The 20069-nt window shown below is 55.4% G+C and carries 17 protein-coding genes; 11 read left to right on the top strand and 6 right to left on the bottom strand.

Going from position 1 to position 20069, the window contains the following annotated elements; translation table 11 throughout:
* Positions 1-627 precede the first annotated feature (627 nt).
* From hemY to hemC, 4 genes are read right to left on the bottom strand one after another with little or no spacing between them, the layout of a single operon-like run.
* Positions 628-1824 carry a protoheme IX biogenesis protein HemY gene (gene hemY / locus QMZ65_RS23390; protein WP_058960370.1) on the bottom strand — a complete coding sequence of 399 codons (1197 nt, stop codon included), beginning with the start codon at positions 1822-1824 and terminating at the stop codon, positions 628-630.
* Between the two features lie 2 nt (positions 1825-1826).
* Positions 1827-2957 carry a uroporphyrinogen-III C-methyltransferase gene (hemX, locus tag QMZ65_RS23395; protein ID WP_034827857.1) on the bottom strand — a complete coding sequence of 377 codons (1131 nt, stop codon included), beginning with the start codon at positions 2955-2957 and terminating at the stop codon, positions 1827-1829.
* Positions 2958-2980: 23 nt separating this feature from the next.
* On the bottom strand, positions 2981-3721 hold the full coding sequence (hemD, locus tag QMZ65_RS23400; protein ID WP_034827859.1) for a uroporphyrinogen-III synthase: 741 nt from the start codon (positions 3719-3721) through the stop codon (positions 2981-2983).
* A complete protein-coding gene (hemC, locus tag QMZ65_RS23405) occupies positions 3718-4659 on the bottom strand; it encodes a hydroxymethylbilane synthase (RefSeq protein WP_097118546.1) in 942 nt (313 codons plus the stop codon). Before hemC ends, hemD begins: the two co-directional genes overlap by 4 nt.
* Positions 4660-4971: 312 nt before the next feature.
* Between hemC and QMZ65_RS23410 the strand changes: the two genes are divergently transcribed.
* The 9 genes from QMZ65_RS23410 (at position 4972) to QMZ65_RS23450 (ending at position 15807) form a co-directional block, all read left to right on the top strand.
* Positions 4972-7533 carry a class I adenylate cyclase gene (locus QMZ65_RS23410; protein WP_283216848.1) on the top strand — a complete coding sequence of 854 codons (2562 nt, stop codon included), beginning with the start codon at positions 4972-4974 and terminating at the stop codon, positions 7531-7533.
* 135 nt (positions 7534-7668) lie between these two features.
* Entirely contained in the window at positions 7669-7872 is a 204-nt protein-coding gene (gene lptM, locus QMZ65_RS23415) for an LPS translocon maturation chaperone LptM (protein WP_097118519.1), read from the top strand.
* A gap of 29 nt (positions 7873-7901) precedes the next feature.
* Positions 7902-8726 (top strand): diaminopimelate epimerase, encoded by an 825-nt coding sequence (gene dapF, locus QMZ65_RS23420; protein WP_283216857.1) that lies wholly within the window; start codon positions 7902-7904, stop codon positions 8724-8726.
* Complete coding sequence (locus QMZ65_RS23425) at positions 8723-9427, top strand: DUF484 domain-containing protein (RefSeq protein WP_034827865.1); 705 nt, start codon at positions 8723-8725, stop codon at positions 9425-9427. Before dapF ends, QMZ65_RS23425 begins: the two co-directional genes overlap by 4 nt.
* Positions 9424-10335: a tyrosine recombinase XerC gene (gene xerC / locus QMZ65_RS23430; RefSeq protein ID WP_058960365.1), complete on the top strand. Its 912-nt coding sequence runs from the start codon at positions 9424-9426 to the stop codon at positions 10333-10335. Before QMZ65_RS23425 ends, xerC begins: the two co-directional genes overlap by 4 nt.
* Entirely contained in the window at positions 10332-11048 is a 717-nt protein-coding gene (gene yigB, locus QMZ65_RS23435; protein WP_058960364.1) for a 5-amino-6-(5-phospho-D-ribitylamino)uracil phosphatase YigB, read from the top strand. Before xerC ends, yigB begins: the two co-directional genes overlap by 4 nt.
* 175 nt (positions 11049-11223) lie before the next feature.
* Positions 11224-13386: a DNA helicase II gene (gene uvrD / locus QMZ65_RS23440; protein WP_058960397.1), complete on the top strand. Its 2163-nt coding sequence runs from the start codon at positions 11224-11226 to the stop codon at positions 13384-13386.
* Between the two features lie 320 nt (positions 13387-13706).
* Positions 13707-14660 (top strand): magnesium/cobalt transporter CorA, encoded by a 954-nt coding sequence (corA, locus tag QMZ65_RS23445; RefSeq protein WP_034827871.1) that lies wholly within the window; start codon positions 13707-13709, stop codon positions 14658-14660.
* A gap of 94 nt (positions 14661-14754) precedes the next feature.
* A complete protein-coding gene (locus tag QMZ65_RS23450) occupies positions 14755-15807 on the top strand; it encodes an AbrB family transcriptional regulator (protein WP_058960363.1) in 1053 nt (350 codons plus the stop codon).
* On the opposite strand, the gene rarD is transcribed toward QMZ65_RS23450, so the two are convergent.
* Positions 15778-16677: an EamA family transporter RarD gene (rarD, locus tag QMZ65_RS23455; RefSeq protein ID WP_034827874.1), complete on the bottom strand. Its 900-nt coding sequence runs from the start codon at positions 16675-16677 to the stop codon at positions 15778-15780. The genes QMZ65_RS23450 and rarD overlap by 30 nt on opposite strands.
* Positions 16678-16697: 20 nt before the next feature.
* The gene (locus tag QMZ65_RS23460) at positions 16698-17168 is read right to left on the bottom strand and encodes a thioesterase family protein (protein ID WP_097118521.1); all 471 of its coding nucleotides are present in this window, start codon (positions 17166-17168) and stop codon (positions 16698-16700) included.
* A 165-nt stretch (positions 17169-17333) separates the two neighbouring features.
* Between QMZ65_RS23460 and pldA the strand changes: the two genes are divergently transcribed.
* Entirely contained in the window at positions 17334-18212 is an 879-nt protein-coding gene (gene pldA, locus QMZ65_RS23465) for a phospholipase A (protein ID WP_034827877.1), read from the top strand.
* 23 nt (positions 18213-18235) lie between these two features.
* The gene (gene recQ / locus QMZ65_RS23470; protein WP_058960360.1) at positions 18236-20059 is read left to right on the top strand and encodes an ATP-dependent DNA helicase RecQ; all 1824 of its coding nucleotides are present in this window, start codon (positions 18236-18238) and stop codon (positions 20057-20059) included.
* Positions 20060-20069: the final 10 nt, after the last annotated feature.

Consider the following 20069-nt stretch of genomic DNA (forward strand, 5'->3'; position numbering starts at 1 on the left):
TCAGCAACTCAGCAACTCAGCAACTCAGCAACTCAGCAACTCAGCAACTCAGCAACTCAGCAACTCAGCAACTCAGCATCCCGGCTTCTCAACACCATGCGGCTTCTTAAATCACACCACCGGCTGTTGTCGTCATAATGAGACTCATAACCCATTGATATTAAATGGACTGACAGTTCCTTGCATTGGTTGTCGTTGAGAGGAGACAGTTATTGAGGGGAGTGTTGCGAAATAACGACGCACTTCTCAGCCTGAAGTGAGGCCGCACGGTTATCTTGCTGATTTAAAATAACTTATCTCTGAATCTGCAATTCTGGCACGGCTTATGCAATAATAATCCTGTAGATGCTCATTCCACCTCTTATGTTTGCTGATGCTACATAAACCTGGGAATGATGCAGAGCCCCTTACGGTATCCGTTGTCCAGCCTGGCAGTTATTGCGCACGCTTTACTGCAGTAAGAAGGACATTACGTTGAGTCGGATACCATCAGTTGTCTGAACGACCTGATCTTACACCTGCTTATGGCAGGTGTTTTTTTATCTGCGATTTACCCTCACGCCGCTACTCTTCAGGCAAAAAAAAGCCGGGACAAGCCCGGCGTGCACAAAAGTAACAATCGTTAAATTAAGCGTTTGGATTCGTCTTCAAGGTGAGAAGCAGACCTTCACGGCGCATTTGAGCAGCGTCCTCGGGGCGATGCAGGCGATCATAGACATCGGCCAACCAGGCATAATCAAAAGCATCAGGGCGTTGTGCAAGTGCCTGCTGGAAAGCTTCAGCGGCCTGTTGCCACTCACCGTGGCGCATCAGCATCTGGCCCAAGGTGCTGTGCAGCAGCGGCGTTGCGCCATGTTGTTTGATTTGCTGGCGCAGCGCTTTCTCCAGCGATTGCGGATCGCCACTTTTAATGCGTGGCATTAACAGCACCAGGCGATCGTCATACTGGCGCTTCAATCCTTCCAGCACGATGCTTTGTGCAGTATCAGGGTCATCACACTCAATCAGATGTTCCGCCATCGCCACCTGCAGCGCCGTTTCCTGACGCGTTTTACGGCTCTGGTTTTGCCACCACTTCTTCAGGCCTTCGCTGCCTTGATCGGCCATGGCCTGATTCATCATGCCTAGCCAGGCTTGCTGTTGTAGCGCCTCACGATGGGCTTCATCGTTAACCTGTGATTTCTGCATGGAGGGCAGAATATCCAGCAACGCGCCCCATGCGCCGGTGCGAATATAAGCCTGTTCAGCCAGACGCAGCACTTCCGGATGACGCGGTGCGACTTCCAGCAATCGGTCAATGCCATGACGGGCGGCGTGATCTTCATTACGTGCCAGTTGCAGGCGTACGCGGGTGATTTCAACCGGAATGGTGTCGTTCTCGGACAGCTCAGACGCACGTTCCAGATGTTGATTGGCACGCACTTCGTCACCACGCTGCTGCGCCGCTTCGGCTGCCAGCAGATAGTTAGCCACCGGCTGATCGGCGTGATCGGCATTCTTCGACAGCAGTTTTTCAACTTGCTTGTAATCACCTTCCGCCAGCTTCATCAGAGCGCTCTGCGTGTGACGCTGTGCGCTGCGGCGTTTACGTCCAGTGAACCAACCACGCGTGCGTGCACCGGTGCGGAATACGCGGCGTAAAATCCATTCAATGAACAGAATCACCAGCAGACTGAGAATCAGGATGATTGCCAGTCCCGTAACGCTGGTTTCCACGTTCCAGTTATCAGTCTGAATCAGCACGTAGCCCTGGTGGCCGGCAATCATCGGCCCCAATACCACGCCTGCGATCAGCAGCAGGAAAAGCACCAATACTTTCAGCATGCTTAGCCTCCCTGTTGATCAGCCGGAACCGATGGCTGTGCCAGCAGGTTGCGCACGCGCGTCTGCATCAATTTTTCCAGCAGCGCCTGACTTTCCAGCGTATCCGGCACATCCATTGAGATGTTTTGCTGACTCAGCTCATCCAGCTGTGCGAGGAAGGCTTTGGTGGCAGCGTCGTTGGTGTCATACCAGGCGCGCACCCAGGTTGAGACCGCATCAATCGACTGTTTGTAGATTTCATCCTGATGACGTGGCACAGCCTGGGCGGCAATCAGCAGACGTGAACGAATGTTTTCACGCAGGTAAACATCCTGATTCGGTGCCAGAAGCGGCTGTGCGGTGTTATCACGGCGGCGGATGGTAATGAAATCATCCATAAAGTTATGCCAGCTCTTCACCAGGTTTTGACGCCATTCGTGCAGCGAGCTGGAAAGCTCTCCGCCATCGGCATCCATCGGTGAATCATCACTGTCATTGTCAGCCAGACGCAGATTATCGACGCCGTTCGACAACTGATTGAGTTTGAGGATGATGCCATCGTAATCGACCTGGCTCACCGTTGAGAGAGAACTGATGTCCTGCGTTAAGGCACGACGCACGTTCATCACGCTCGGGTCATTCATATCGGCCAGGCTGGTATCGGCGCTTTTCAACAGCGCGGCGGCGGTGGTGACATCCTGATCGCTCCACAGCTTGCGGCCCGCCAGTTTTACGAGATAATCCGCTTGCGCCAGCAGCCAGGTGCGGGTGTCATTGCCGGAGATCGTCGCGACTTTATCGCGCAGGGTTTCCAGCTCTTTGGCGCTGTTGTCCTGCTGGGTACGCGCTTCCTGCAACGCTGTGTTCGCGGTGTCCAGTTGTTGCGTCAGCTGTTGTTTGTCGCTGCCCAGTTGCTGCTGCAGGGCGCTCAGCTGTTCACTCAGGTTCTGGTTTGTCTGAGCCTGTAAATCGGCCTGATGTTTCCCATTGAGGTAAAGTCCCGCGCCAATCGCCAGCGCAATCACAATCGCCACCGCACTCAGTACTTTGCCATCGCTTTTTTTATCGCGAGGCTTTTTACCGTCTGGCGTGGGGGAAGTGTCCGCAGGGGTGGTTTCTTCAACCATGGCGGAGGAGGCTTTTTGTTCCGTCATTATGGCTCATCCCATTGTTAAGTTCAGCGTAACGCGCGCAGCAGCGCATCGTTATCAGCACCATCGGCTACCTCAATATCCTGCCAGCCTAATTCGGCGGCCTGAGTAGCCAAACGTTCACTGACGACCACCAGTCGACAGTGCAATAACCATTCCCGACGATCGATTGGCGGAAACAGTGCAAAGAGTTGTTGTAACATCTCACCGCTGGTGACCACCAGCGTGGTAATTCCACGATCGCGCCAGCGACGGCCCTCAATCGCGCCCTCATAATACTTTTCACACCGTTGATAGCACTCGCAGTATTCCACCTCGGCGCCGCGTTCCAGCAGGGTTTCAGCCAGTAACTCGCGGCCTGGGCTGCCGCGCAAAATCAGCGCACGCTTGCCTTTTACCTGTTGCAGACGGTTGAGGCGCACTAACTCTTCGCTGGTCTCCCGCGCATGAGGATAGTCTACTTTCAGATGACTGACGGTATGCAGTGCCAGCGCGGTGCTGCGCCCTATAGCATAGTAGTCGAGTGTTTCGGGCCAGGTGAGGGCACTCTGCTGTAGCGCTGGATGGGCAAACAGCACCACCTGCTGTGACAGCAGAAACACCAGATCGCCCGGCCGTAAAGCCGCCAGTTTTTGCGGCAATTGTTGCAGATCGCGACCCGGCGTGAATTCAATCAGCGGTAGAGTCCACGCCAGTTTTCCCTGGGTTCGCAGACGCGAAACCAGTTCACTGGCAGCGGGTTCCGGGCGGGTCACGAGAATGGTCATGCGGGTGTTTGCCCCTGATAAACGTCGCGCAGAATGTCGCGGGCGCCGCCATCCAGCAGCTCTTCTGCAAGGGAAATCCCCATTTGCACGGCGTTTTCGCGCGGACCACGGCGTTCACCTACCACCATTTGCTGGCCATCCGGTGAGCCGACTAAGCCACGTAACCATAGCTGATTATCTTCCAGCACGGCGAAGCTGCCGATCGGTACCTGACAACCGCCTTCGAGGCGTGTGTTCATCGCGCGTTCAGCGCGCACACAAACATCGGTGTCGTCGTGATTCAGCGCCTGCAATAAGGTAATCAGTTCGTGATCATCAAGGCGACATTCGATGCCGACGGCGCCCTGGCCCACGGCGGGCAGCGAGATTTCAGCGGGCATCGCCTGACGAATGCGGTCGTCGAGGTTCAAGCGCTTTAGGCCTGCCGCGGCCAGAATAATGGCGTCATATTCTCCGGCATCCAGCTTACCTAAACGGGTGCCCACGTTCCCGCGTAACGAACGTATGATCAGATCGGGACGACGCGCGCTGAGCTGACACTGACGACGCAGACTGGAGGTCCCCACAATCGCGCCCTGTGGCAGTTCATCAATGCTGTTATACAGGTTGGAAACGAAGGCATCACGCGGGTCTTCACGCTCGCAGATGGTGACGAGGCCCAGGCCTTCCGGGAAATCCACCGGCACATCCTTCATGGAGTGCACCGCAAGATCGGCACGGTTTTCCAGCATTGCCAGTTCAAGCTCTTTGACAAACAGGCCTTTTCCACCGACTTTAGCGAGCGGTGTGTCGAGGATGATGTCGCCTTTGGTGACCATAGGCACCAGCTCAACCTGCACGCCCGGATGTGCTGCCATCAGGCGTTGTTGGACATATTGTGCCTGCCATAAAGCAAGGGGACTTTGTCTGGTAGCAATTCTGAAAATTTTGTTTAACATGCTGTTAACCATTTTGATCGTTCATCGATTATCCTATCATTGATAGGGGAATGCTGTCAGTTTCAACGGATTGAAAAGGCCTCGATGTCAGTTGTTACGCATTATTGCGTCATTTTCTGACGTCTAAGTCCGAAAAAGCAGGGCTACATGGGGAACGTGCTAAACTGTCATGTAGCGCAACTTTCTTTACGGTCAATCCTCCAGGTGTTAGATTGATCACGTTTCCAGCAATAATTTGCCCAACATCTTTATTATTAAGCGGCAGGTTTTGGAAACAGGGTGCTTAACACTGGGACAATCAGGCGAAACGTCTTGTACCTCTACATTGAGACACTGAAACAGAGACTGGATGCAATTAACCAGCTGCGCGTTGATCGCGCACTGGCTGCTATGGGACCTGCCTTCCAGCAAGTCTACAGTCTGCTGCCAACATTACTGCACTATCATCACCCGCTGATGCCGGGCTACCTTGACGGTAGCGTTCCCCACGGCGTCAGCTTCTTCACGACTGATGAAAACCAACAGCATTTGTTGCAACAGTTGGCAGGCGATCAGTCTCTGGATCTCAGCACTGCGGTCAAAGGTGAACGTCCGATTACCGGCATTTACTCGATGGGCAGTACCTCGTCCGTCGGTCAGAACAGCGTGTCCGATCTCGACATCTGGGTGTGTCACCAATCCTGGTTAGATAATGAAGAACGCCTCAATCTGCAGCGCAAGTGTACCCTGTTGCAGAAATGGTGTGTGTCGATGGGTGTGGAAGTCAGTTTCTTCCTGATCGACGAGAATCGTTTCCGCCACAATGAGAGCGGCAGCCTCGGTGGTGAAGACTGCGGTTCTACCCAACATATTTTGCTGCTGGATGAGTTCTACCGTACCGCTGTGCGTATGGCCGGTAAACGCATCCTGTGGAACATGGTGCCCGGCGAAGAAGAGCACCATTACGACGATTACGTGATGTCACTCTATTCACAAGGCGTGTTGACGCCGAATGAGTGGCTGGATCTCGGCGGCCTCGGCACGCTGTCAGCCGAAGAGTACTTCGGGGCCAGCTTGTGGCAGCTGTATAAAAGCATCGATTCACCGTACAAAGCGGTGCTGAAAACCCTGTTGTTAGAAGCGTACAGCTGGGAATACCCGAACACGCAATTGCTGGCGATGGATATCAAACAGCGCCTGCACGATGGCGAAATTGTCTGCTTCGGTCTCGACCCTTATTGCATGATGCTGGAGCGCGTGACGCGCTATCTGACCAGCGTCGATGACATGGCGCGCCTTGATTTGGTGCGTCGATGTTTCTATTTAAAAGTGTGTGAGAAGCTCTCGAGTGACGATCACCACCATCACCGCTCAGGCTGGCGTCGCGAGATTCTTTCGCAGCTGGTGAAAGAGTGGGGTTGGGATGAAGAGAAAATTGCGGTATTGGATAACCGCGCCCAGTGGAAAATTGAGCGTGTGCGTGAAGCGCACAACGAGTTGCTGGATGCGATGATGCAGAGCTATCGCAACCTGATCCGTTTTGCCCGTCGTAACAATTTAAGCGTCAGTGCCAGCCCGCAGGATATCGGCGTGCTGACGCGTAAACTGTATGCCGCGTTTGAAGCGTTGCCGGGCAAAGTGACGCTGGTGAACCCACAGATTTCGCCTGACCTGTCGGAAGATAATCTGACCTTTATTCATGTGCCGGAAGGTCGCGCCAATCGCGCCGGTTGGTATCTTTACAACCAGTCGCCGGACATGAGTTCGATCATCAGCCATCAGCCGCTGGAATATAACCGCTACCTGAACAAGTTAGTGGCGTGGGCGTGGTTCAACGGTTTGCTGACCAGCAAAACGCGTTTACATATGAAGGGCAACGAATTCTGCGATCTGCCGCGTTTGCAGGAGTTGGTGAACGATGTGTCGAGCCACTTCCCGCTGCGTGTACCTGCGCCGACGCCAAAAGCGTTGTACAGCCCGTGCGAAATCCGTCATCTGGCGATTATCGTTAACCTCGAACACGATCCGACCTCCGCCTTCCGCAATCAGGTGGTGCACTTTGATTTTCGCAAGCTGGATGTGTTCAGCTTCGGCCAGCAGCAACAGTGCCTGATTGGTAGCATTGATCTGCTGTACCGCAACTCATGGAATGAAGTGCGTACGCTGCACTTCAGCGGTGAGCAGGCGATGATCGAAGCGCTGAAAACCATTCTCGGCAAAATGCATCAGGACGCCGCACCGCCGGATACGGTGGAAGTGTTCTGCTACAGCCAGCATCTGCGCGGTTTGATTCGTACCCGCGTACAGCAGCTGGTGTCTGAGTGTATTGAGCTGCGTCTGTCGAGTACCCGTCAGGAGCCAGGCCGCTTTAAAGCGCTGCGCATGGCGGGCCAGACGTGGGGCTTGTTCTTCGAACGCATGAGCGTCTCGGTGCAGAAACTGGAAAATGCGGTGGAGTTCTACGGCGCGATTTCCAACAACAAGCTGCACGGTTTATCGATCAAAGTGGAATCGAATCAAACGCCATTACCGCCGGTGGTGAACGGCTATGCCAGCGAAGGCATCATTCAGTTCTTCTTTGAAGACACCAATGACGATCGCGGCTTCAACATCTATATACTCGACGAAACCAATCGCGTTGAGGTTTATCACCATTGTGAAGGCAGCAAAGAAGAGTTGGTGCGTGATGTGAGCCGTTTTTACTCCTCGTCGCATGATCGATTCACCTATGGCTCCAGCTTTATCAACTTCAACCTGCCGCAGTTCTACCAGATTGTGCACGCGGGCGATCGCTTCCAGGTGATTCCATTCCGCAGCCAGACGCTGACACAGCTCTGTGCGACGCAGCCCGATAACGACAACGGCGATTTCCAGCCGCGCTACCAAATGCATTGATCCCGCCTGCGTTCGCGCGGTGGGATTGGCTTTTCCTCTGACATGCGCCCGGATTTGCGGGTATTTCCTGTTGCTTTTACAACGTCAACTGCGATGATAAGCAGCCAAGGCTTAAGGACAGGAAGAGCAGACAGAATGAGACACATGATAAGTCAGCTGGGTATCGCGCTGGCACTGGTCAGCCTCGCAGGCTGTGGCCTGAAAGGACCGCTGTATTTCCCGCCCAAAGATCAGCCGACCAAACAAAACCAGCAGGTCACCCAACAGCAGCAAAAAGCGGCGCAGGATGCTGACGTTAACGGTTTGGTCACCAGCAAATCGGGTTCACAGGCGAACTAATCTCTATGAGTAATCCGGCGGAGCAGAAAATGCAGTTCTCGAAAATGCACGGTCTCGGCAACGATTTCATGGTTGTGGATGCTGTGACGCAAAACGTCTTTTTTTCGCCGGAACTGATTCGCCGTCTGGCGGATCGGCATCTGGGGATCGGTTTCGATCAGCTGCTGATCGTCGAACCGCCTTACGATCCGGATCTCGATTTTCATTACCGAATTTTCAACGCCGATGGCAGCGAAGTGGCTCAGTGCGGTAACGGTGCACGCTGTTTCGCTCGCTTTGTGCGCCTGAAAGGGCTGACCAACAAAAGCGACATCCGCGTGAGTACGCAAACCGGGCGTATGGTGCTGAGCGTGACCAGCGATGAGCTGGTACGTGTCAACATGGGTGAACCCAACTTCGATCCGCAACAGGTGCCGCTGCGCGCCAATAAAGCGGAAAGCCTGTATCTGCAACGTGTTGCGGAGCAGACCGTGATGTTTGGTGCGGTGTCGATGGGCAACCCGCACTGTGTGATTCAGGTTGAGAGTGTGATAACGGCCGCCGTGGAAACCCTCGGTCCGCTGCTGGAAAGCCACGAACGCTTCCCCGAGCGCGTCAACGTGGGCTTTATGGAAGTGGTTAATCCTGAACACATTCGTCTGCGCGTGTATGAACGCGGCGCGGGTGAAACCCAGGCCTGTGGCAGCGGCGCTTGCGCAGCCGTTGCCTGCGGCATTCAGCAAGGCATTCTGGCGGAAAAAGTTCGCGTTGATTTGCCTGGCGGAACGCTGCATATCGCCTGGAAAGGAGTGGGTCAGCCGCTGTTTATGACCGGGCCAGCCACACACGTCTACGATGGGTTTATTCATCTATGAAAAATGTCGAAGAGCAAACCGACAGCGCGGTTTTGCTGGACGATCAGTCGGTAAGCGCCTTCCTGCGCCAGAACCCCGATTTCTTTATTCGCAATGCGCGCCAGGTTGAACAGATGATGGTGCCGCACCCGGTGCGCGGCAGCGTGTCGCTGGTAGAGTGGCACATGGCGCGTCAGCGCAACCACATCCAGCAGCTGGAAGAGGAAATCACGCTGTTGATGGAGCAGGCCACGGCCAACCATCAACTGTTCGATCGTCTGCTGGGGTTACAAGGCCATCTTGCCGCGGCGGACAGCCTGCAGGAAATGTTAACGCGTCTGCACCGTTGGGCGCGTGAGTTGGGTCTGGCCGGCGCCAATGTGCGGGTGTTCAACGACCATTGGCACATCGGCGCACCTTCTGATTTCACCCAGTTGGGTCTTTCTCGTCAGGCTTTTGAGCCGCTGCGTATTCAACGCTTTGGTGCTGAACATCATTACCTTGGCAGCCTGAATGGCCCGGAGTTACTGCTGTTGTTGCCTCAGGCGAAAGCCATCGGGTCGGTGGCGATGTCGCTGATGGGCGAACGAGGCGAGCTTGGCGTGCTAATTTTCAGCAGCCGCGACAACCAGCATTATCAAGCGGGCATGGGCACTTTGCTGTTACAGCATCTGGCGCAAATGCTGCCGGATCTGCTGTCTCGCTGGATTGAACGCGCATGAGTGACGTCAGCCCGTTGCAGCCAGCCGTAGAGGGCTTTCTGCGTTATCTGAAAGTCGAACGCCAGCTCAGCCCGTTGACGCAAAAGAATTACACCCGCCAGTTGCAGACGATGACCGCGATGGCCGATGAGATGAAGATCGCCTCATGGGCACAACTGGAGCCCGCACAGGTTCGTCAGTTGGCGGCTCGCAGCCGTCGTGCCGGACTCGGGCCCAGCAGTCTGGCATTACGTATGTCAGCACTGCGCAGTTTTCTTGACTGGCAGGTCAGCCAGGGGATGCTAAGCGCCAATCCGGCCAAAGGCATCTCCACGCCGCGCAATGCTCGTCATCTGCCAAAAAATATGGATGTCGACGAGGTTAACCAGCTGCTGGAAATCGACCTGAACGATCCGCTGGCGGTGCGCGACCGCGCGATGCTGGAGACCATGTACGGCGGCGGTTTACGTTTGTCGGAGCTGGTGGGCATGGATTGTCGTCATGTCGATCTCGACGCCGGTGAAGTGTGGGTGTTGGGGAAAGGCAGTAAAGAGCGACGTGTGCCGATTGGTGGCACGGCGGTGACCTGGCTGCAACACTGGCTGCCACTGCGTGCAAGCTTCGCGCCGCAGGATGATGCAATGTTTGTTTCCAGTCGCGGCACGCGTATTTCAGCGCGTAACGTGCAAAAGCGCTTTGCCGAGTGGGGCATTAAGCAGGGCGTGGCCAACCATATTCATCCGCATAAACTGCGTCACTCGTTTGCGACCCATTTGCTCGAATCGAGTGGCGATCTGCGTGCGGTGCAGGAACTGCTCGGGCACGCTAATCTGTCGACCACGCAAATCTATACCCATCTCGATTTCCAGCATCTGGCGACCGTGTACGACGCGGCGCATCCACGTGCTAAACGAGGAAAGTCTGAATGAAGTTCTACCGCCCGCTGGGCCCGATCAAAGCGATCACTTTCGATCTCGACGATACGCTGTATGACAACCATCCGGTGATCCGTAAAACCACTGCCGAATCCCACGCCGCGTTGCAGGCCTTCCATCCGGCATTGCGTGAATTCACCCCCGCTGATTATCAGGCGCTGCGTGACGAACTGCTGGCGCGTGAGCCGGAAATTTACCACGACGTGTCTGAGTGGCGCCGCCGCTCGGTTGAGCTGGCAATGATCAATATCGGCTTATCCGCTGCTGAAGCCCGCGCCGGTGCCAGCGAAGTGATGGGTGTATTCCATCAGTGGCGCAGCGAAGTCGAGATGCCGGATGAAACGCACCAAACGCTGACGTGGCTGGGCGAGCGCGTCCCGCTGGTGGCGATCACTAACGGCAATGCCTGTCCGGAAAAGCTGGGGATCAACCACTATTTCCAGTTCGCCCTGCGCGCCGGCCCGCACGGCCGTGCTAAGCCGTGGCAGGATATGTATCAGCTGGCGGCTGAGCGTTTGAACATCGCACCTGAGCATATTCTTCATGTGGGCGACGATCTCACCACCGATGTGGTCGGTTCAATAAACGCGGGCATGCAAGCCTGCTGGATCAACCTGCGCGATGGCAATCTGATGAAGATTGATGATGCGCGTTTGCTGCCGCACGTCGAAATTCATCAGTTGGCATCGCTGACCTCGCTGCTATAATGCTGTATGTTCATCCAGCTAATGGCTGGATGATGGCAGGCATTTCCTGACGCACAAATCGTAGCGGCACCCTTCATTTTGCGATGAATAGCGCCGCTACAAATGGTGCGTTGACTGAATGCTGAGAAACCGCATTTCTCAATCCTCCTTTTATTATTTTGGCAAAACGGTGCTTATGGACGTTTCTGATCTGCTTAACGGCTTGAATGACAAACAGCGCGAGGCGGTCGCCGCGCCGCGCAGCAATCTGCTGGTGCTGGCCGGGGCAGGCAGTGGCAAAACGCGCGTGCTGGTGCATCGCATTGCCTGGCTGCTGTCGGTAGAGAATTGCTCGCCTTACTCGATCATGGCGGTGACCTTTACCAACAAAGCGGCGGCTGAAATGCGCCATCGTATCGATCAACTGATCGGCACCAGTCAGGGCGGTATGTGGATTGGTACCTTCCACGGCCTGGCGCACCGTTTACTGCGTGCCCATCATCTTGATGCCAATCTGCCGCAGGATTTCCAGATTCTCGATAGCGACGATCAGCTGCGCCTGCTCAAGCGTCTGATCAAAGCCATGAACCTTGATGAGAAACAGTGGCCTGCACGCCAGGGCATGTGGTACATCAACGGCAAAAAAGATGAAGGGCTGCGTCCAAAACACATCGAAAGCTACGGTAATCCGATTGAACAAACCTGGCTGCGCATCTATCAGGCTTATCAGGAGGCTTGCGATCGCGCGGGCTTAGTGGATTTTGCCGAACTGCTGCTGCGTGCGCATGAGCTGTGGCTGAACAAGCCGCATATCCTGAATCATTACCGCGAGCGTTTTAGCAACGTGCTGGTGGACGAATTCCAGGATACGAACAACATCCAGTACGCGTGGATCCGTATGCTGGCGGGCGATACCGGTCGTGTGATTATCGTCGGGGATGACGATCAGTCGATTTACGGCTGGCGTGGCGCGCAGGTCGAGAACATCCAGCGCTTCCTGCAGGATTTCCCTGGCGCGGAAACCATTCGCCTGGAGCAAAACTACCGCTCGACCAATAACATCCTGAAAGCGGCTAACACGCTGATCGCCAATAACAATGGTCGCCTCGGTAAAGAGTTGTGGACCGATGGCAGTGACGGCGAAAAGATATCCCTCTACTGCGCGTTTAACGAATTAGACGAAGCGCGCTTCGTGGTCAACCGTATCAAAACCTGGCATGAGAACGGCAATGCGCTGCAGGATTGCGCCATTCTCTACCGCAGCAACGCCCAGTCGCGCGTGCTGGAAGAAGCGCTGTTGCAAGGCAGCATGCCGTACCGTATTTACGGCGGCATGCGCTTCTTCGAACGCCAGGAGATCAAAGATGCGCTGGCGTATCTGCGACTGATGGCGAACCGCAATGATGATGCCGCGTTTGAGCGCGTGGTGAACACGCCAGTGCGCGGCGTGGGCGATCGCACATTGGATGTGGTGCGCCAGACCGCGCGCGAACAGCAATTAACGCTGTGGCAAGCGACGCGTGAACTGCTGCAAAACAAAGCCCTGGCGGGACGTGCGGCCTCCGCGCTGCAGCGCTTCTGCGAGCTGGTGGATTCGCTGGCCACGGAAACCGCCGATATGCCACTGCACGTGCAGACCGATCGCGTGATCAAGGATTCCGGCCTGTGGATCATGTACGAGCAGGAAAAGGGCGAGAAAGGCCAGGCGCGTATTGAAAACTTAGAGGAGCTGGTGACGGCCACGCGTCAGTTCAGCTATCAGGACGAAGATGAAGATCTGATGCCGCTGCAGGCGTTTCTGTCGCATGCGGCGCTGGAAGCGGGTGAAGGCCAGGCTGATAAATGGCAGGACGCGGTACAGCTGATGACCATGCACTCGGCGAAAGGTCTTGAGTTCACTCAGGTCTTTATTGTGGGTATGGAAGAGGGCATGTTCCCCAGCCAGATGTCGCTGGATGAAGGTGGCCGCCTCGAAGAAGAACGTCGTCTTGCCTACGTTGGCGTCACGCGCGCGATGGAGAAGCTCACGCTGACCTACGCCGAAACTCGCCGCCTTTATGGTAAAGAAGTGTATCACCGTCCATCGCGTTTTATCGGCGAATTGCCGGAAGAGTGCGTCGAGGAAGTGCGTCTGCGCGCCAGTGTGAGCCGTCCGGTGAGCCATCAACGCATGGGCACGCCAATCACGGAAAACGACAGTGGATTCGCGCTGGGCCAGCGTGTACGCCATGCCAAATTCGGTGAAGGCACCATCATCAACCTCGAAGGCAGCGGTGAACACAGCCGCTTGCAGGTGGCATTTCAGGGCCAGGGCATCAAGTGGCTGGTGGCGGCGTACGCGCGTCTGGAAACGGTGTAGCGCCGTTGCGTTACCTTGACGACTTTTTCGTCTCAGCGTAACATGCGCGCACTATTATCATGAGAGGACAATGCCTTGGACGCGCCCAGTCGATGCTGGCTCAACCGCCTGTTTAACAGGAATAACATCTAAGGCTACCTCTATACGCGGGTAGCCTTAGCGGTTATCAGCGACCTCCCTTTACACTCTCGTCGCACGAGTCAGCACTGATTTACCCTTGAAGCGAAAGTTTCCGCGTTCAGGCTTTGCCGTGCCCGTTTTGCCTTCGGCATCACGGTGTGCCGCCTTGTCCCATTAAGTCTGCAATGGGGAGTATTGCTATGCTGAGCGCTTTTAAACTCGAACGCGATCGCCTGACGCGCATCGAACTGGAAGACAACAACGACACACTCAACACCTCGGTGTGGGTCGATCTCATCGAGCCCGACGACACTGAGCGCGATCGTGTGCAATCTGAGCTGGGTCAAAGCCTGGCGACGCGTCCGGAGCTGGAAGACATCGAGGCCTCCGCACGTTTCTTCGAAGATGAAGATGGACTGCACATTCACTCCTTCTTCTTCTTTGAAGATGCGGAAGACCACGCTGGCAACTCCACCGTGGCGTTCACCATCCGTGAAGATCGCCTCTATACATTACGCGAGCGCGAACTGCCGGCTTTTCGTCTGTATCGTATGCGTGCGCGCAACCAGACGCTGACCGATGGCAACGCCTACGAGCTGTTGCTGGATCTGTTTGAGACGAAAATCGAACAGCTGGCGGATGAGATCGAGAACATCTACAGCGCGCTGGAAAAACTCAGCCGCGTGATCATGGAAGGGCAACAGGGCGAAGAGTACGATCAGGCGCTGTCGCGTCTGGCGGAGCTGGAGGATATCGGCTGGAAAGTGCGTTTGTGTCTTATGGATACCCAACGTGCATTGAACTTCCTGGTGCGTAAAGCTCGCCTGCCGGGCAATCAGCTGGAGCAGGCGCGTGAAATCCTGCGCGATATCGAATCCCTGCTGCCGCATAACGAATCGCTGTTCCAGAAGGTCAACTTCCTGATGCAGGCGGCGATGGGCTTTATCAACATCGAGCAGAACCGCATCATTAAGATCTTCTCAGTGGTGTCGGTGGTATTCCTGCCACCCACGCTAGTGGCATCCAGCTACGGGATGAACTTCGAGTTTATGCCTGAGCTGAAATGGAGTTTTGGTTATCCTGGCGCGATTACGCTGATGATCCTTGCCGGTCTGGCGCCGTACCTCTATTTCAAACGGAAAAACTGGTTGTAACGCTTTCGGGGCCGCATTTGCGGCCCTTTAAACTGGCGCTGCATCACAATTCTGCGTAGGCTGTTGTCACTTCTCACTTTCTGATTTCCACCCTATGGCGCGTTTTTCTTTGCGACAGCAGTGGACCATTCTGCTGATTGCTTCGTTAGTACTGGGGATCATTCTCCAGCTGTTTCACCTTCCTGCTGCACTGCTTTTAGGTCCGATGATCGTCGGAACCGTCATGGGCCTTTCTGGCGCCACCGTACGCATCGACAAACGTTTGTTTGTGCTCGCACAAGCGGTGTTGGGTTGCATGATCGGGCAAACACTGTCACCGGCTATTCTCTCACCGCTGTTAGCGGATTGGCCGGTGGTGCTGGCGGTGTTGGTGCTTACGCTGGCGGCCAGCGGTTTGTCAGGTTTTCTACTGGTGCGCTTTAGCAACCTTCCAGGGCCAACCGGTGCGTGGGGATCGTCTCCCGGCGGCGCTTCTGCGATGGTGGCGATGGCCGGTGATTTCGGTGCGGACGTGCGCTTAGTGGCGTTTATGCAGTATCTGCGCGTTCTGTTTGTGGCGACTGCGGCGGCAGTGGTGGCGCGCATTGGGCTGGGCACCAACGGTGGTGCAGTGGAGCTGGTATGGTTCCCTGCTTTACAAAGCAGCTTCATCCTGACATTGGTGGTGATGTTCGCGGGCGCCTGGCTGGGACAAAAACTGCGTATCCCTTCGGGTGCGCTGCTGCTGCCCGCGCTGATTGGTGCGACGCTCCACGGCACCGATGTCGCCACTTTGCAGGTGCCGGAGTGGTTGCTGGCGCTGGCCTATGCGTTGATTGGCTGGAGCGTGGGTTTGCGCTTTACGCGCCCGATCTTCCTGCTGGCGCTGCGCACCCTTCCGCAAATGCTGGTGTCGATTTTCGGCTTGATGCTGCTGTGTGGTGGATTGGCGTGGATGCTGACGCAGGTGCTGCACGTCGATCTGATGACGGCGTATCTGGCAACCAGCCCGGGCGGGCTGGATACCGTGGCGATTATTGCGGCGGGCAGCCGGGTCGATATCGCGTTTGTGATGGCGTTGCAGACCTTACGCCTGTTCACCATCCTGCTGACCGGCCCGGCTATCGCGCGTTTTATCTCACGCTACGCGCACGCGGGTGCGAGCTGAGAACGCGATTGCATCAACGATAAATACGGCGAGTGCCAGCCAGATAAAGCCGAAGGTGACCATCTTGTCCGGCGTCAGGCTCTCGCCGTAGAACAGCACGGCCAAAAGGAACATCAACGTGGGACCGAGGTATTGGAAAAAGCCCACGGTCGACAAACGCAGACGCGCACAGGCGGCGGCAAACAGCATCAGCGGAATCGTGGTGACGATGCCCGCCGCGATCAGCTTGAAATTGAGGCTCATTGGATTGGCGCTGAGGTGGCTGGTGGCGCTGTCAGCAAAGCCAAACAAATAGATGGCCGCCAGCGGGAATAACCATGCGGTCTCGATCAGCATGCCGCTCTGCGCATCCACCTGGATTTTTTTCCTCAGCAGACCGTAGACAGCAAAACTTAGCGCCAGCCCCAGGCCAATAATCGGCAGCGAGCCAAATTGCCACAGCTGCACCAGCACGCCAATCGTTGCCAGCAACACCGCCAGCCACTGCAAGCGGCGGAAGCGCTCGCGCAGGAACAGCATGCCAAACACTACGTTGATCAGCGGGTTGATAAAGTAGCCGAGGCTGGCTTCCAGCATGTGCTGATTATTCACTGCCCAGATAAACAGCAGCCAGTTGCCGCCAATGGTGACGGCAGTGACGGCCAGCAACAGCACTTTCTTTGGCTGAGCGAGCACCGTGCGCACCTGCTGCCAGCTCCGGCTCAGGGTAATCAGTACCAGCATAAACAGTGCCGACCAAATCACGCGATGCGTCATGATTTCTGTTGGCGGGACTTCTTTCACCAGCTTGAAGTAGGCTGGCGCAATGCCCCAGATAAAATAAGCGCCGAGCGCATAGCCAATGCCCTGACGCGTTTGTTGCGTATCCATCATGCTTTCCAAAAAGCTAACTAGCCAATCAAATAGGTGGCGGTTGCTGTGGCGATATAATCGCCCTGCTGGTTGTGCAGTTCCACTCGCGCTACCGCCACTTTATTGCCGGCGCGCAGCAGGCTGCTGGTAGCGACAAAGCGTTCGCCGCGTCCGGGGCGCAGATAGTCAACGCGCATATCGATAGTGCCCATGCGCGACAGACGCTGACGCAACTCCTCTTCGCTGATGCTCTCCTGACGCGACAGCGCATGGCTGACGCACACCAGCCCGGCAGCGACATCCAGCACTGAGGCAATCACGCCACCGTGCAAAATATTTTGGGCCGCATTGCCAACCAGCATGGTTTTGTTGGCAAAGCCCAATTCGGCGTAATCGGCTTCGAGGCGGTCCAGCTCCAAACCGAGCGCCTGATTGAAGGGCATGTGATAGACAAAGATTTCGCCAATCAGACGGCGAGCTTCCTGCTGTGACAGCAACGGGGATGACATGTTTTCTGCCTTAAGATGTTAAAGAGTTGTGTATATTATGCCGCGTTCGCGCGGCTTTCCAGTTTCAGAAATCGGCACTGATCAACCTGTCTCTTTGCGTGTAGAATGGCGTGCTTTTTGAACATGGGCCTAATAATGACAACACGCAGTTCCCTGGAGAATGTTATGCGTAAGCTATACGCGTTGCTGACCGCAGCTTTGATGATACCTGCGCTGGCACAGGCTGATGAAGCCACCATAAAAGAGGTGCATGACGCCCCGGCAGTGAAGGGCAGTATTATTGCGAACCTGTTGGAGAAACACGATAACCCGTTCGTGCTTTATCCTTACGAAAACAACTATTTGCTCTACACCTACACCAGCGACATGAACAAAGAGGCGATCTCTTCGTACAACTGGGCAGACAAAGCAAAAAACGATGAAGTAAAATTCCAGCTCAGCCTGGCGTTCCCGCTGTGGCGTGGCATTCTGGGTGATAATTCGGTATTGGCCGCATCCTATACGCAACGTTCGTGGTGGCAGCTCTCTAACCGTGGAGCCTCATCGCCGTTCCGTGAAACCAACTATGAACCGCAGATTTTCCTCGGCTGGGCAACGGATTATACCTTTGCGGGCTGGACACTGCGTGATATTGAAACCGGTCTGAATCACGAGTCGAACGGCCGCAGCGATCCGACTTCACGCAGCTGGAACCGCGTCTATGCGCGTCTGATGGCGCAGAACGGTAACTTCCTCGCGGAAATCAAACCCTGGTATCGCATTCCAGAAAATGAAAATAATGATGATAACCCCGACATCACCAAGTACATGGGCTACTATCGCGCCAAGCTCGGTTATGAAATGGGTGAAAGTATTTTCAGCGTGGAAGGTAATTACAACTGGAACAGCGGCTATGGCGGCGCGACTTTCGCCTGGAGCTATCCTATCTCTGAACATGTGCGCTTTTACACCCAGCTGTTCAGCGGGTATGGTGAATCGCTTATCGACTATAACCACCGCCAGACCCGTTTTGGCGTGGGCGTAACACTTAACGATCTGTTCTAACCAGTCAGAAAAACAGGATTACCGTGGCAACATCGGCAGTGCTTAATCAGGAAATGCTGGCGCAGCAGGTATTACAAGATACCTTCGGCTACCAGCAATTTCGTCCCGGTCAGCAAACCATCATCGAAACCGCTCTTGCCGGGCGTGATTGTCTGGTGGTGATGCCGACCGGCGGCGGGAAATCGCTGTGCTATCAAATCCCGGCGCTGGTGCGCGAAGGGTTGACGCTGGTGGTTTCACCGCTGATCTCACTGATGAAAGATCAGGTCGATCAATTGCTGGCCAACGGCGTGGCAGCGGCGTGTCTTAACTCGACGCAAACGCGTGAGCAGCAGCAGCAAGTGTTTGCGGATTGTCGCACCGGCAAGCTGAAGCTGCTGTATATTGCGCCTGAACGTCTGATGATGGATAACTTCCTCGACAGCCTGCACCAGTGGAATCCGGTGATGCTGGCGGTGGATGAAGCACACTGTATCTCGCAATGGGGCCATGATTTCCGCCCGGAATATGGCTCGATTGGTCAACTGCGTCAGCGTTTCCCGGATCTGCCGGTGATGGCGCTGACGGCAACCGCTGACGAAACCACGCGTAATGACATCGCTCATCTGTTGCAGATGGACGATCCGCTGATTCAAATCAGCAGCTTTGACCGCCCGAATATTCGCTACACGCTGGTGGAGAAATTCAAACCCACCGATCAGCTGTTGCGCTACGTGCAAGAGCAGCGCGGTAAGAGCGGCATTATTTACTGTAACAGCCGTGCCAAGGTGGAAGACACGGCTGCGCGTCTGCAAAGCCGTGGGCTGAGTGTCGGCGCGTATCACGCCGGTATCGACAGCGCCCAGCGCGCGCACGTGCAGGAAGCCTTCCAGCGTGATGACTTGCAAATTGTGGTCGCCACTGTGGCATTTGGTATGGGCATCAACAAGCCTAACGTGCGTTTCGTGGTGCACTTCGATATTCCGCGCAATATCGAATCCTACTATCAGGAAACCGGCCGCGCCGGGCGTGATGGCCTGCCCGCAGAAGCGATGATGCTTTACGATCCGGCGGATATGGCGTGGCTCCGTAAATGTCTGGAGGAGAAGGCGCCCGGCCCGTTACAGGATATTGAGCGTCACAAGCTCAATGCGATGGGCGCGTTTGCCGAAGCGCAAACCTGCCGTCGTTTAGTGCTGCTCAACTACTTTGGTGAAGGGCGTCAGCAGCAGTGCGGCAACTGCGATATCTGCCTTGATCCTCCGCGTCGCTATGATGGTTTGGTGGAGGCGCAGAAGGCGCTTTCCAGCATCTATCGTACCGGCCAGCGCTTCGGTATGGGCTATATTGTCGACGTGCTGCGCGGTTCCACTAACCACCGCGTTCGCGATAACGGGCACGACAAATTGCCGGTGTACGGCATTGGTCGTGAGCAGAGCCAGGAGCATTGGGTCAGCGTGCTGCGTCAGCTGATCCATCTTGGTATGGTGACGCAAAATATCGCCATGCACTCCGCTTTACAGCTAACGGAAGCGGCGCGTCCGGTATTGCGTGCCGAAGTGCCATTGATGCTGGCGGTGCCGCGTATCGTCACGGTGAAGAGCCGCAGCAGCTCGCCGAAAGTGCACAGCGGCAATTACGATCGCACGTTATTTGGCAAACTGCGTAAATTGCGTAAGGCGATTGCCGACGAATCCAACATTCCGCCGTATGTGGTGTTTAACGATGCCACATTGATTGAGATGGCGGAGCAAATGCCGATTACCGCGTCAGAAATGTTGAGCGTGAACGGTGTCGGTCATCGCAAGCTGGAACGTTTTGGTAAACCGTTCCTGGTGATGATCAAAGAACATGTCGATGAAGAGTAAAGGAAAGAAA

Origin of the sequence: Pantoea sp. EABMAA-21 (assembly GCF_030053335.1) — a bacterium.
Lineage (GTDB): Bacteria > Pseudomonadota > Gammaproteobacteria > Enterobacterales > Enterobacteriaceae > Pantoea > Pantoea communis.

Excerpts from the sequence above, each read along its gene's own strand:
- hemY (WP_058960370.1), bottom strand. The coding sequence starts at position 1,824 with ATGCTGAAAGTATTGGTGCTTTTCCTGCTGCTGATCGCAGGCGTGGTA.
- hemX (WP_034827857.1), bottom strand. The coding sequence starts at position 2,957 with ATGACGGAACAAAAAGCCTCCTCCGCCATGGTTGAAGAAACCACCCCT.
- hemD (WP_034827859.1), bottom strand. The coding sequence starts at position 3,721 with ATGACCATTCTCGTGACCCGCCCGGAACCCGCTGCCAGTGAACTGGTT.
- hemC (WP_097118546.1), bottom strand. The coding sequence starts at position 4,659 with ATGTTAAACAAAATTTTCAGAATTGCTACCAGACAAAGTCCCCTTGCT.
- lptM (WP_097118519.1), top strand. The coding sequence starts at position 7,669 with ATGAGACACATGATAAGTCAGCTGGGTATCGCGCTGGCACTGGTCAGC.
- dapF (WP_283216857.1), top strand. The coding sequence starts at position 7,902 with ATGCAGTTCTCGAAAATGCACGGTCTCGGCAACGATTTCATGGTTGTG.
- QMZ65_RS23425 (WP_034827865.1), top strand. The coding sequence starts at position 8,723 with ATGAAAAATGTCGAAGAGCAAACCGACAGCGCGGTTTTGCTGGACGAT.
- xerC (WP_058960365.1), top strand. The coding sequence starts at position 9,424 with ATGAGTGACGTCAGCCCGTTGCAGCCAGCCGTAGAGGGCTTTCTGCGT.
- yigB (WP_058960364.1), top strand. The coding sequence starts at position 10,332 with ATGAAGTTCTACCGCCCGCTGGGCCCGATCAAAGCGATCACTTTCGAT.
- uvrD (WP_058960397.1), top strand. The coding sequence starts at position 11,224 with ATGGACGTTTCTGATCTGCTTAACGGCTTGAATGACAAACAGCGCGAG.
- corA (WP_034827871.1), top strand. The coding sequence starts at position 13,707 with ATGCTGAGCGCTTTTAAACTCGAACGCGATCGCCTGACGCGCATCGAA.
- QMZ65_RS23450 (WP_058960363.1), top strand. The coding sequence starts at position 14,755 with ATGGCGCGTTTTTCTTTGCGACAGCAGTGGACCATTCTGCTGATTGCT.
- rarD (WP_034827874.1), bottom strand. The coding sequence starts at position 16,677 with ATGGATACGCAACAAACGCGTCAGGGCATTGGCTATGCGCTCGGCGCT.
- QMZ65_RS23460 (WP_097118521.1), bottom strand. The coding sequence starts at position 17,168 with ATGTCATCCCCGTTGCTGTCACAGCAGGAAGCTCGCCGTCTGATTGGC.
- pldA (WP_034827877.1), top strand. The coding sequence starts at position 17,334 with ATGCGTAAGCTATACGCGTTGCTGACCGCAGCTTTGATGATACCTGCG.